At 47.6% G+C, this 13,109-nt stretch carries 10 protein-coding genes; 4 read left to right on the top strand and 6 right to left on the bottom strand.

The window, feature by feature from the left end; translation table 11 throughout:
• Positions 1-5 precede the first annotated feature (5 nt).
• The 5 genes from topA to OCV59_RS04420 form a co-directional block, all read right to left on the bottom strand.
• Positions 6-2,063 carry a type I DNA topoisomerase gene (topA, locus tag OCV59_RS04400; RefSeq protein WP_147593281.1) on the bottom strand — a complete coding sequence of 686 codons (2,058 nt, stop codon included), beginning with the start codon at positions 2,061-2,063 and terminating at the stop codon, positions 6-8.
• A 58-nt stretch (positions 2,064-2,121) separates the two neighbouring features.
• Complete coding sequence (gene dprA, locus OCV59_RS04405) at positions 2,122-2,991, bottom strand: DNA-processing protein DprA (RefSeq protein ID WP_147593282.1); 870 nt, start codon at positions 2,989-2,991, stop codon at positions 2,122-2,124.
• 47 nt (positions 2,992-3,038) lie between these two features.
• Positions 3,039-4,598, bottom strand: a complete 1,560-nt coding sequence (locus OCV59_RS04410) for a YifB family Mg chelatase-like AAA ATPase (protein ID WP_147593283.1) — start codon at positions 4,596-4,598, stop codon at positions 3,039-3,041.
• Positions 4,599-4,632: 34 nt separating this feature from the next.
• The gene (locus OCV59_RS04415) at positions 4,633-4,971 is read right to left on the bottom strand and encodes a YraN family protein (RefSeq protein WP_147593284.1); all 339 of its coding nucleotides are present in this window, start codon (positions 4,969-4,971) and stop codon (positions 4,633-4,635) included.
• Between the two features lie 201 nt (positions 4,972-5,172).
• Positions 5,173-6,006: an HAD family hydrolase gene (locus OCV59_RS04420; RefSeq protein WP_147593285.1), complete on the bottom strand. Its 834-nt coding sequence runs from the start codon at positions 6,004-6,006 to the stop codon at positions 5,173-5,175.
• Positions 6,007-6,244: 238 nt separating this feature from the next.
• Between OCV59_RS04420 and trkA the strand changes: the two genes are divergently transcribed.
• The 4 genes from trkA to OCV59_RS04440 all read left to right on the top strand — a co-directional run bounded on the left by trkA (position 6,245) and on the right by OCV59_RS04440 (position 11,174).
• Entirely contained in the window at positions 6,245-7,615 is a 1,371-nt protein-coding gene (gene trkA / locus OCV59_RS04425) for a Trk system potassium transporter TrkA (protein ID WP_147593286.1), read from the top strand.
• A gap of 15 nt (positions 7,616-7,630) precedes the next feature.
• On the top strand, positions 7,631-9,094 hold the full coding sequence (locus tag OCV59_RS04430; RefSeq protein WP_147593287.1) for a TrkH family potassium uptake protein: 1,464 nt from the start codon (positions 7,631-7,633) through the stop codon (positions 9,092-9,094).
• A gap of 23 nt (positions 9,095-9,117) precedes the next feature.
• Positions 9,118-10,587 (top strand): TrkH family potassium uptake protein, encoded by a 1,470-nt coding sequence (locus OCV59_RS04435; RefSeq protein ID WP_147593288.1) that lies wholly within the window; start codon positions 9,118-9,120, stop codon positions 10,585-10,587.
• Between the two features lie 89 nt (positions 10,588-10,676).
• Positions 10,677-11,174 (top strand): CBS domain-containing protein, encoded by a 498-nt coding sequence (locus OCV59_RS04440; protein ID WP_147593289.1) that lies wholly within the window; start codon positions 10,677-10,679, stop codon positions 11,172-11,174.
• Here the strand turns inward: OCV59_RS04440 and rnr are convergent.
• Positions 11,110-13,059 (bottom strand): ribonuclease R, encoded by a 1,950-nt coding sequence (rnr, locus tag OCV59_RS04445; RefSeq protein ID WP_147593290.1) that lies wholly within the window; start codon positions 13,057-13,059, stop codon positions 11,110-11,112. The two genes, OCV59_RS04440 and rnr, sit on opposite strands and share 65 nt — an antisense overlap.
• Between the last annotated feature and the right edge of the window lie 50 nt (positions 13,060-13,109).

The following is a 13,109-nucleotide window of genomic DNA, read 5'->3' on the forward strand; positions in this document are numbered from 1 at the left end:
TATCTCTATTCTTTGTAATCACACTCGCTGTTGGAGCATGCATATTTTGCATCTTTGCTTTTTTTCTCGACCAGCAGCTCGCCGCATTTAGGACATTTTCTGTCTATCGGCTTGTTCCAGTATGACTGCGTGCATTCCGGATAGCCGCTGCATCCGTAAAACACTCTGCCTTTTTTGCTTTTTCTTGCCACTATATCTTTGCCGCACTTCGGGCACTTGACATTTATGGACTGTACGAGAGGCTTCGTGTTTTTACATTCCGGATAACCTGTGCATGCTGCAAAAACGCCGAACCGACCGTGCTTTACAGCCATAGGCTTGCCGCATTTCTCACACATCTCACCCGTGAGCTCTTCTTCGAACTCCACCTTTTCGATCTGCTTGTCCGCGATATCCAGTTCTTCCTTGAGCGTACCGTAAAAGTCCTCTATGACGCTCTTCCACCGTACTCCCTTGGATTCTATATCATCAAGATTATCCTCCATCTGAGCTGTAAATCCTGCATCTACTATCTCCTTGAAGTACTGTTCCATCATATCAGTTACTATAAACCCTAGTTCTGTTGGAATCAATGATTTTTTTTCTTTCGAAATATACTTTCTGTCTATGAGAGTAGCAACGATAGGGGCATAGGTGCTCGGACGCCCGATATCCTTTTCTTCCAGGTCCTTCACCAGGCTGGCTTCTGTGAATCTTGCAGGAGGCTGCGTAAAATTCTGCACTCCTTCGACCTTTACAGCCTTGAGCACTTCGCCTTCATCCATATCAGGAAGCCATCTGTCCTCCTCATCATCCCTGGCATGAGAATAAACTTTAAGAAAACCGTCAAAAACAAGCTTCGATCCCACAGCCTTCAGGTCGTAATCACCATTCTCCACGATGACATTCAGAGCCTTGAACTTTGCAGGAGCCATCTGGCTGGCCACGAATCTGTTCCATATCAGACGATACAGGTTGTACTGATCCTTGCTCAGCGAATCTTTGATGCTTTCAGGATCGAGTTCTATATAACTCGGTCTTATCGCTTCGTGCGCATCCTGTACATCTTTTTTCTTGTTTTTATATACATTCCCGCCATAATACTGTTCGCCCATATTGCTGATGATATACTCTTTCGATGCAGCCCTGGCTTCATCGGATATCCTGACGGAATCTGTTCTTATATATGATACCAGACCGATGGTACCGCGTCCTTTTACTTCTACGCCTTCGTAAAGCTGCTGCGCGATCATCATAGTCTTTTTTGTCGTGAAATTTATCTTGTTTGCAGCATCCTGCTGCATGCTGCTCGTAGTGAAAGGCGCTGCCGCCCTTCTCGATCTGTCTTTTTCTTCTATACTCTTTACGATATATCTGCCCTGTTCAAGCTGCGCCAGTATCTCATCGTTCTGCTCCCTGTTTTCTATCAGAAGCTTTTCACCTTTGTACTCGATTAGCTTCGCGATAAAGTTTTTATCCTTTTCGAATTCTGCAGTAATGTTCCAGAATTCCTGCGGCTTGAATTTTTTTATCTCGTTTTCTCTGTCGCAGATTATCTTTAATGCAGCTGACTGTACTCTTCCGGCACTCAGCCCTCTGCGTATCTTTCTCCAGAGAAGCGGACTTATCTGATATCCCACAAGTCTGTCCAGCACTCTTCTGGCCTGCTGCGCATCGACGAGCTTGAGATCGATAGGCCTGGGACTTTTTATAGCTGTTTTTATGGCCTTTTCCGTTATCTCATTGAAAACTATCCTGCACGGCGAATCTATATCTATACCGAGCAGAAACGCCAGATGCCATGATATCGCTTCTCCCTCACGGTCCGGGTCGGTCGCGAGGTAGACTTTTGAAGCATTCTTCGCTTCTTTTTTAAGTTCTTTTATTATATCACCCTTGCCCCTTATCGATATATATCGGGGCTCGAAATCGTTGTCTATATCTATTCCAAGTTTACTCTTAGGAAGATCGCGCACATGTCCGACCGAAGCGATCACTTTATAGCGGCTTCCTAAAAACTTTCCTATGGTTTTAGCCTTCGATGGTGATTCGACAATTACCAGTATTTTCTTTGCGGCAGCCATGAAGACTCCTCCTTTTTTTGTTAAATTTAGCTTCTAGTATTTGATTATATGTATATTTTTATGCTTTTGCAATAAAAACTTTACCCATATCTGAAAAAACAGCACCTTTCATCTCCATTACAGTCACTATACCTGCAACATACGACGGCGGTTTTTCCATGATCCTGCACAGCTCATCAGTGCTCAGCTCGCCGTGCTCACACAGAAGTCTGTATATCCTCAGCTCTGTTTCACTGAGTATCCGCTCAGCCTCTTCCCGTCCAAACGCACCTGCACCCAGCATCTCAAGCAGATCACCTGTGCTCAGCACCGGCGTGGCACCTTCCCTGATGAGCTTATTGCTTCCTATATTATACTGGCTGTCTATATTTCCCGGCAAAGCGCACACCTCTCTGCCCTGCTCTGCTGCAAGCTCTGCAGTTATCAGGGCTCCGCTGTCATTTCTCGCCTGAACGATCAGCGTGAGTTCTGAAAGTCCGCTTATTATCCTGTTTCGCTGCGGGAAAAAATAACGCTGCGGTTCAGCATCAGGCGGATATTCAGAAATCACAAGCCCCTTTTGCTCGATTTCCTTTTTCAGTTTTCCGTTTTCCTTCGGATAACACACATTGACTCCGCATCCGAGCACCGCTATCGTATCTCCCCCGGCATCAAGAGCTCCACGGTGCGCGCACGTGTCTATCCCCCGTGCCATGCCGCTCACTACAGTAAAACCTGCGCGGGCGATATCTCCTGCAAATCTCACCGCCATATTCCTGCCATACACGGTAGTGTTCCGCGATCCCGCAACAGCTACACAACGCCGTTTGAGCAGAGATATATCACCGATACAGAACAGCTCTTTCGGACAGTTTTTTATCCCCCTGAGCATATCCGGATACTGTGCCATACTCGAAGTGATACGTTCTGCATTTATTTTTGTTTCCATTATATAACCCTTTTCCTGACCCTTTATGATAAAATTTCTCTTTTATTTCACATCGCGCCGCGCGCTTCATTTTTATCCGAGATCCGGTACATCAGCGCTTCAGCTATATGACTCTCCCCGATATCATTTTCGCCATCTATATCAGCTATCGTTCTCGCCACTTTCAGCACTCTGCCATAAGCACGCATGGATATCCCCATTCTGCCGTATGCCTCAGTCATAAGTTTCCGGGCCTTTTCATCCGGTGTACAGAATCGTGATATTCCCGCTTCATCAAGAGAGCCGTTGCTCTCATACATCGTTCCCTTATACCTGCATTTCTGTATCTCATAAGCCTGTGCGACTTTTTCTCTCATTTCTTCAGACGAGATACAGCTGCCGTCAGGCTGGCAGCTTTCCTGATCTGCACTTTTTCTAAGTTCTTCTTCCGGCACGGGCCGCATCTTTACATGCATATCTATACGATCCGAAAACGGCCCCGAAAGCTTGCGCATATAATTCTGTATCTGCCTCGGCGTGCACGTGCATATTTTCTTTTCATTCCACAGATTGCCGCATTTGCACGGATTCGCCGCTGCAACAAGCATGATCTCCGCCGGAAAGATGACTTCATCGAGGTTCCTGTGTATCCTCACCATACCATCCTCGATCGGCTGACGCATGGCGTCGATCGCTCTGCTGTCAAACTCTCCAAGCTCGTCCAGAAACAGCACTCCTCTGTGTGCGAGAGAAAGCTCTCCCGGCCTCGGTCTTCTCCCTCCGCCTATCAGCGCTGCCGGCGATATCGTGTGATGCGGACTTCTGAACGGCCGCTGTTGTATTATCGGCATTCTTTCGCCCAGAAGGCCTGCAACACTGTATATCCCTGTGATCTCAAGCTTTTCTTCATATGTCAGCTCCGGCAGTATCGTAGGTATGCGCTTTGCAAGCATCGTCTTCCCGCAGCCCGGATCGCCAATCAGCAATACACCATGTCTGCCGGCCGCCCCGATCATGACAGCTCTTTTAGCAAGCTCCTGTCCTATCACCTGAGAAAAATCACCGTTCCATGTTCCTCCTGTCACCGTATGAACCGGTTCATATGCATGGATAGGCCTGTCCCCTGTTATGTGCTCGATCACCTGCCTGAGATCATCCGCAGGCAGTATGGTGACATCTTGCAGTATCGCGACCTCTTCAGCATTTTTTCGCGGCACCACTATATCCTTCACGCCAGCAGCTCTAAGGCTCATCGCCAGCGGGAGCGCACCGTTTACCCTGTTTATCCTGCCGTCCAGCGACAGTTCTCCCAGAAATGCTGTATCATTGATATCTGTTCCGGCCGGCACGATCCCTGACGCTATTATCCCCACAGCTATCGGCAGGTCGAAATGACTGCCTTCCTTGGGTTTTCCCGCAGGCGCCAGATTCACAGTGACTCTTTCATTCGGAAAATCATAGCCTGAATTCATTATCGCAGGCCTGATGCGCCGGCACGCTTCTTTTATCGTCGTGTCTGCCAGTCCGACCACCATGAAAACAGGCAGTCCCCGCCTTATATCTGTCTCGACCGACACCACGCTGCCGGCAACACCCGCAAGCGTTGCTGTTTTTATTTTCGTAAGCATCTCTCATCCCTCCATATATTCCTGCTCTCCACTGTCAGAAGCTGTCTATGATGTGTTCCATCACTATCTCTATCACGTCAAAATGCATCCGTCTGAATACGCACTGCCTCTTACAGACATCCCTCAGATAGCAGATCGCCGCATCCCTTATATGCCGCTGCTTTCGGTGATCTACAGCTTCACACGGTCTGCCGTAGATACTGTTTTTCCGTGTCTTGACTTCGACGAAGCTTATCTCCGCATCCTTTACAGCTATTATATCTATCTCGCCGCAGCTGCATTTATAGTTGCGGTCCAGTATCTCATACCCCTGCGCTTCCAGCAGCATTACCGCGGCATCCTCTCCGACCCTGCCGAATCGTATATTGTTCAACGCATCGCCTTCTTTCTGTTTCGTTTTACATTATTTTACATTTTAATATTAATATGTAAAATAATTCATGTCAAGTAATTTTTTGCCATATTCTGCGAATCTGCATTTCTTTTACATATCCTGTTATCATCCTGCTGCTCTTTCCTGCGTATCAAAAAAGCCCCCTGACTTCTACAAGCCAGAGAGCATTTCTAAAAAATCCTATATCGTATTTTCATTCAGCACAAAATGCCTTACAGCATCTGCGACACCGTGACGATAATTTTCCGGCGCTATATAGCATGCGACTGCCTTTACCTCGTCCTTTGCATTACCGACTGCCACAGGAGTGCCCGAAGCTTTGAGCATAGCTATATCGTTGGGACTGTCACCGACTGCCATCATTTCCGCGGTGCTTATCCCGAGGATCCCGCACATGCAGCGCAGCGCCTCCGCCTTGCTGGTCGTCGCTCCGCCGATCTCGAGATTATGATCAAAGGAGCTAGTTATCGTCGCTTCCGGTATCTCCAGCATTTTCTCACGCATCGCGGGCTTTTCGGAAATATCCTCGAAGTTCACATTGATGTTCTCGATGTGATCTCTGTGATCCAGAATGAACTGATAGATATCATCGACCGGATTTCTCGTTTCCAGTATATATTTGACGCTCCTGTAACTGCGTCCCGAAGCCTTGACCATCTCAAAATATGCTCTGTCTATATAAGCGATGCCGTCGACGAAGCATTCTATCACATAATCGTGCTGCCTGAGAAGCTCGACTGACTTTTCTGCCGTCACTCTCGCCATGCAGTTCTCATAGATGTTTCTGCCAGTTTTCAGATCAGTTATCCTGGCGCCGTTTGACGTGAGAACATACCTTATCGAATCTATATCAAAAACATCCTTCGGAAGCGCCGAGTAAGGTCTTCCTGTCGCGATAACGACGTTCACCCCACGCTCTGCAGCCTGTTCCAGAGCCGTTCTGTTTTCCTCGCTTATGACCCCCTCTTTATTGAGAGTAGTTCCATCGAGATCAAGTGCTATAAGCTTTACCATATCTTTGTCACCCCATTTCACTGTTTCCTGTAATATTCTAATCTATTTGAGCTCTTCTTGCAATTAGATGTTGAAATTACAGCGATTAGTGGTAGAATTATTATGTATGTAAATAATATATCCATAGGCAGCTCTGCTTTTACAGATGTACCTAAGCACCGGAATCAAAACAGTATGTGTGGTGCAGGACCACTGTATACAGTATGTTCCTAAATATGGATACAAATAAGGAGATTTTATGAAAATAGTTATAGTCGGCGCCGGCAAACTTGGAGTCAATGTTGCAAAGGCTCTGCTGGGCGGCGACCATTCAGTTACGATCATAGACTCTGAGGATTCAGTTCTTCAGAAGATCAGTTCACAGATGGACGTCATGACCATCAACGGAAACGCCAAAGAAATCAAATTACTGAAACAGCTCCATATCGATTCGTATGACTTCCTCATCGCGGTAACAGGCGACGATGAAGCCAATCTTGTGATTGCCTCGTTTGCCAAAAAACTCGGATGCAGCAAGGTAGTTGCCAGAATACGCGATCCGGAGCATATGCAGCAGATCAATTTTATAAAAGAAGCACTCGATATAGATCATCTGGTAAACCCTGACCAGGGTATCACTGTTGAGATCTACAAATATCTTGCAGAGAAATATACACTCAGCAACGGTATCTTTTCATCCGGAAAAGTGTCGCTTGTGGAATTTTCAGTGCACCGCATGCCTAAACTGATCGGCAAGTCCATGAAAGATATCACCAAGATACTCCCTGACATGCTGGTCGTTGCGATTTCAAAAAATGGAAAAGTCATAATCCCTCACGGAAAAGAAGTCATCGAACCCGAGGATTTCGTATATGTCATCGGTGAAAAAGGCCCTATCCTGGCTCTCAATTCGAAAGTCCACGAGCGCGGCAAATATACAGACCTGCAGAAGGTCATGATAATAGGCGGCGGTAAAACAGGATTCTACCTCGCGGAGATGCTCTCCGAATTCGGTGCTGCAGTAAAAATAATCGAAGCTAAGAAAGAAAGGTGCCACTATCTGTCTGCTCACCTCGAAGACGTCATGATACTTCACGGTGACGCGACCGATCTGACACTTTTAGAAGAAGAAAATCTCGACATGATGGACGCAGTCGTGACCGCTACCGGATTCGACGAGGATAACCTGCTGCTCGCGCTCACAGCTAAGCAGCACGGTGTGGATGACGTTATCGCAAAGGTCAGCAGGACAAGCTATGCGGAAATAATATCACGCATGGGCATAGATATGGCTCTCAACCCGCTGGACATAACGACAAGCAATATCCTGCATTTCGTACAGGGTTCAAAGAAGATACTGTCCTCACAGCTTATCGAAGGACAGGCTGAGCTTATGGAGATCATCGCCACTCCGCACATGAACATACTGGATACTCCTATATCGGAGCTGGATCTTCATGACGGCATCATCATCGCCGCTATACACAGAGGCAGTGAAGTGATCATACCTAACGGCGATACGGAAATTCACGAAGATGACAGGATAATCCTCCTAAGCCTTCTGAGAGACAGAGTCATAACTGAAAGTCTGCTCAAAGACACAGGCAAGCTGGGATTCTTCAGACGATAAGAGACGGGTGGTTTTATGAATTTAAATTTAAGTTCAGTATTCAGGATAATAGGCATAGCGATGGCTGTTATCAGTCTTTCTATGCTTCCGTCGGTCATCGTCTCATTTATATACGACGATTCATCGATATATATACCGTTTCTTATGACTATGCTCATCGCCGGCGCCATCGGTATCCTGCTGATGAAACTCTGTCAGTACAGGATGCAGCATCTCAAAGTAAGAGACGGTTTTCTGATAGTCACATTATGCTGGCTGATATCAGCGATACTCGGCGCAGTGCCGTTCGTCATCACAGACAGCATCCCGCACTTTGCAGATGCATTCTTCGAGTCGTGTTCAGGTTTTTCTACAACAGGCTCCACAGTGCTGGCTGAACCGGAACTGCTGCCGAAAGGTATACTTTTCTGGCGTTCTTTCACGCACTGGATCGGTGGCATGGGTATCCTGATCTTCGCGATCGCACTGATGCCTTCGCTCGGTATCAGTGGTCAGAATATCGCAGTATCTGAGGCTCCGGGTCCTTCGCTCGACAAGGTGACACCCAAGATGTCTGACACTGCAAAAACGCTCTACATCATCTATCTTTTATTTACGATAATAGAAACGATCATGCTCATGCTCGGCGGCATGAGTCTTTATGATTCGCTTATAACATCGTTCGGCTCAGTAGGTACCGGCGGACTTTCGAACTACTCCGACAGCATAGGACACTTTGACAGCACCTATATCAGGATGGTGATCACCGCATTCATGTTCCTGTGCGGAGTCAACTTCAATCTCTATTTTCTGTCGCTGAAGCACGGTCTTAAGACCTTTACGCGCGATTCTGAGTTCAAGCTGTATGTATTCGTATTCGCAGCTGCGTCATTATTTATCTTCGCCGCACTGCTCATCAGCGGGCAGTATGATGAAGTGCTGCCGGCCTTCAGCGATTCGGTGTTCCAGGTATCTTCGATACTGACGACTACCGGGTTCATCACTGCAGATTACGAGACCTGGCCGATAGTATGTCAGATGGTGCTGCTGATGCTGATGTTCATAGGCGGCTGTTCATCGTCCACCGGCGGCGGTATCAAAGTCGTGAGGATACTCGTGCTGCTAAAACTCATACGCCGCGGCATATCGACGAGACTGCATCCGAACATCGTAGAATCTGTCAAGCTCAACGGGAAAAACATGCCGGGCGACGCCGTTTCTGCGATCGTAAATCATTTTTTCCTTTGTCTTGCGATGGTGTTTGCAGGTGCGTTCATAGTTTCATTTGAAAACGCAGACATGATGACGTGTTTTTCCTCAGTCATCACATGCATGGGGAATATCGGCCCGGGATTCGGTGCTGTAGGTCCGGTCGACAACTTCGGCGGACTTTCCGTACTTTCAAAATACCTTCTGTCGATATACATGCTTGCCGGAAGACTTGAGCTTTACACAATGTTCATCATACTGACTCCTAGATTCTGGAATCCTGATCGCTGATAACGACTGACTGGAGAACTCAAATGTCAAAATTAACACTTAACTACAAAGCAATAGTAAAAATAATGGGGATCATAATCCTGATCCTGGGCATCTCCATGATCATACCATGGATCTACTCTGAAAAAACCGGAGACATAGATGCTGTTCACGCTTTCAGGATATGCTGCCCCGCGTCTGTGATCTTCGGACTTCTGATCACACTGCTCATAAAATCGCATAAGACAAAATTCAGAACCCGAGAAGGATATATAGTAGTCGCATCCTGCTGGATAGTTGCTTCTGTCATCGGTGCTTTCCCGTACTACCTCGCAGGTTTCGCGGAGCATTATATCGACGCGCTCTTCGAATCCACATCAGGATTCACTACGACAGGCTGTTCTGTAGTTGCCGGAAAATTCCTTTCAGGTGGTCTGCTGCTGTGGAAAGCGATATCGAACTGGCTGGGCGGCATGGGAATACTTCTTTTCGTCATTTCCATCCTTCCTGCACTGGGAATAAACGGTCAGATAATCGCGAAGGCTGAGACCCCGGGACCCGTGCTCAAGAAGATGACCGTAAGGATGAGCGATTCTGCGAAAATACTGTATATAACCTATATATCATTCACGATACTGGAAATAATCCTTCTGATGCTTTCAGGCAAAGTTCCGCTCTTTGATGCGGTCATCAACACCCTCGGAAGTATCAGTACAGGCGGAGTCCTCGTACATCCCACAGGCATCGCATACTATGACAGCGTATACGTCGAAGTGGTTATCGCCGTGTTCTGCATCCTTTCATCGCTAAACTTCGTGCTTTACCACTATCTGATAACGGGGAAATTCGCGGAGGTCTTCAAGGATATCGAGCTCAGAGCCTTCCTCATCATCATGGCTGTCTCCATAGCAGTGTGCACCATCGCACTGATGGCCGCCACTGACACCGGCTTCGGAACAGCTCTTCGTGATTCGTTCTTCCAGGTAGTCAGCATGAGCACGACTTCCGGATACACCAGATCACCTTATATGACATGGCCTTCGACCTGCCAGATAATCCTGGTAGCACTGATGTTCGTAGGAGGATGTGCATCTTCTACATCCGGTTCACTCAAAGTCGTACGTGTGCTGGTAATGTTCAAGCTGATATGGAGAGGCTGCATCAAGAGGATACATCCGCGTTCAGTCGTCGCGGTGAAGCTCGGAAAAACTGCAATCCCCGCTCCTGTAGTATCAGGAATATCAGCATTCGTAGTAACATATATGGGCATATTCCTGTTTTCATCATTCGTGCTGTCGTTTCAGGGCCTCGGTCTGGATGATACGCTGACATCAGCTCTTGCAATGCTTTCCAACACAGGCAGCGCTTTTGGAGAAACTGCTTCGCTCGGCAATTTCTCCGCATTTCATCCTGTACTCAAACTTTACATGAGCTGCCTGATGATAATAGGACGTCTCGAGCTTTTCACGATAATAATCCTTTTCAGCAGAAACTTCTGGGGACGCGACAGATAGACATAAAACACTGTAGAATAAAACCGCAGTGTGCCGGTAAATAATAAGTGTGGATAAAAACTTCAAAAACCAGTAGAAGGAGCATTCACATGAAAGTAAAAGAACTGATGAGCACCGGCATCACCTGCATAATGGAAAACACTCCGGTAGCACTGGCTGCGCTTTACATGAAAAAAGACAACGTAGGCTCCATGCCTGTATGCGACAGCGCCGGACACCTCAAGGGCATAGTGACCGACCGCGATATCGTGCTGCGCGCGCTGGCATGCGAAAACAGCGACAGCAGCGAGTCTGCGCTTTCCATACCTGTATCGGACATCATGACCTGCGATCCGGTGACCGTATCTTCCGATATGAGCGTACATGACGCCGCACTGCTTTTTTCTTCCTATCAGATAAGAAGGCTCCCTGTTACGGAAACCTCTAAACTCGTCGGTATGCTGTCTCTCGGGGACGTCGCCGCAAAACCGGTATGCATCGATGAAGCCGGTGATGCGCTGTCTTCGATAAGCGCTGCAGCCTCTACAGATGTCCCGCGATCAGAAAATCGATCTCATGTTTTTCAAGGTCGACGTGATCCACGATGACGCGCACTTCATCCCCCAGCCTGTATACGTTCCCGGTACGCCTTCCCTCGAGGGCGTATTTTTCTTTGTGATAATCGTAGTAATCATCCCGCAGCTCATCTATCCTGACAAGCCCCTCCACGGTGTTCTCAAGCTGCACATATATCCCGAATCCCGTCACTCCGCTGATCACGCCGTCGAAGATCTCTCCGACATGATAGCTGATGTACTCGGCTTTCTTGAGCTTTTCGACCTCGCGTTCGGCTTCGACTGCTTTTCTCTCGGCGATCGATGACTGATCAGCCGCATATTCTGCTTTTTTGCGGAAATGCTTCAGCGCCTTGTCACTCAGGCCTTCATGTATGCTCTGCTTTATTATCCGGTGGATCATTAGATCAGGGTATCTTCTTATCGGAGATGTAAAGTGGCAGTAATACTTGAGTGCCAGGCCGAAATGGCCTTCGCACGACGTGCTGTAAAACGCTTTCTGCATCGATCTTAGCGTCACAGAATTTACCACGTCTTCACCCGGTTTGCCTTTGGCGCTGTCGAGCACTGAGCATATAGCCTTCGGGTGTATGCCGTCGGCATTTCCCCTGAGCGTGATCCCGAAGCCTTTGAGGAAGATCCTGAGCTGCTCTATCTTATCGGCTGCCGGCTTTTCATGTACTCTGTACACGAATGGTGTCTCCATCCAGTAAAAATGCTCTGCAACCGTCTCGTTGGCAAGAAGCATGAACTCCTCTATCAGCTTGTTCGCACTTCGCCTCTGAGCTATACCGATGCCGGACGGTATACCGTTCTCATCCAGTGTGATATATGCTTCATCGAGGTCAAAATCGAGGCTTCCCCTGTCATGCCTCAGTTTTGAAAGTCTGACTGCCAGATTGTGCATCATGAATAGCTCATCTCTGATATGTGCATATTTTTCAGCGATACGTTTCTCGTTCCTTTCAATCAGATCCGATACATCATCGTATACGAGCCTTTCGACGGAATTGATCACGCTCTCATATATCTCATGTCTGACCATGGTGCCATCCGCTGTTATCTCCATATCTACGGACAGTGTCAGCCTGTCCTCATGCGGATTGAGGCTGCAGATACCGTTTGACAGAGACTTCGGCAGCATCGGGATCACCTGATCCAGCAGATACACGCTCGTTCCCCTCTCAAGCGCCTCCTGATCCAGAGGGCCGTCTTCTTTCACGTAATGAGCCACATCAGCGATATGGACGCCCAGCAGATAGTTGCCGTTATCAAGCAGCTCTATCGATACCGCATCGTCAAAATCCTTTGAATCAGCTCCATCTATAGTGAATATCTTCTTTCCGCGAAGATCACGCCTGTTTTTCAGATCTTCGTCGCTTATCTTTCTCCTGCTTACAGCCTTTGCCTCTGCATTCACCTTTGACGGGAAAGTCTCGCGCATATTGTAGTTTCTTGCTATCGCTTTGATATCGCCGCCTGCCTGCCCGGCACGGCTTATTATCTCAATGATCCTGCCCTCGGCACTGTTGTGCCTGTCCGGGTATTTGATGATCTGCGCAACTACCTTGTCGCCCTTTTTCGCTCCGGAAAAATGCTTTTTCCGGATAAAGATATCCTCATTGAACTTTTTGCCGTCAGGCACAACGAATCCGAATTTCTTGCTTTTCTCGAATGTTCCTGCGACCTCTGTGATCTCTCTGTTCAGGACTTTTGTGATTATCCCTTCCGGGGAATCTCTCCAGAAATATTCCGGGATCAGATCCACTTCGACTTCGTCTCCGTTCATCGCTCCGCCCATCGAATCTGCCGAAATGAATACATCCTTTTCAAGGCCTTCGCATTTTACGAATCCAAAACCGCGCCTGTGCTTGCTGAGTATACCTGTAAGATTTTTTCTCTTTTTCTTTTTAGCCATTTGTCATATATCATGCGCGCCTGATGTCGCGCGCATTATCCTCCGATCCT

Source organism: Brotomerdimonas butyrica (assembly GCF_025567305.1).
GTDB lineage: Bacteria > Bacillota > Clostridia > Peptostreptococcales > Anaerovoracaceae > Lentihominibacter > Lentihominibacter butyricus.

Coding starts and splice junctions, on each gene's coding strand:
- OCV59_RS04430 (WP_147593287.1), top strand. CDS start 7,631: ATGAATTTAAATTTAAGTTCAGTATTCAGGATAATAGGCATAGCGATG.
- OCV59_RS04440 (WP_147593289.1), top strand. CDS start 10,677: ATGAAAGTAAAAGAACTGATGAGCACCGGCATCACCTGCATAATGGAA.
- OCV59_RS04420 (WP_147593285.1), bottom strand. CDS start 6,006: ATGGTAAAGCTTATAGCACTTGATCTCGATGGAACTACTCTCAATAAA.
- trkA (WP_147593286.1), top strand. CDS start 6,245: ATGAAAATAGTTATAGTCGGCGCCGGCAAACTTGGAGTCAATGTTGCA.
- dprA (WP_147593282.1), bottom strand. CDS start 2,991: ATGGAAACAAAAATAAATGCAGAACGTATCACTTCGAGTATGGCACAG.
- topA (WP_147593281.1), bottom strand. CDS start 2,063: ATGGCTGCCGCAAAGAAAATACTGGTAATTGTCGAATCACCATCGAAG.
- rnr (WP_147593290.1), bottom strand. CDS start 13,059: ATGGCTAAAAAGAAAAAGAGAAAAAATCTTACAGGTATACTCAGCAAG.
- OCV59_RS04435 (WP_147593288.1), top strand. CDS start 9,118: ATGTCAAAATTAACACTTAACTACAAAGCAATAGTAAAAATAATGGGG.
- OCV59_RS04410 (WP_147593283.1), bottom strand. CDS start 4,598: ATGCTTACGAAAATAAAAACAGCAACGCTTGCGGGTGTTGCCGGCAGC.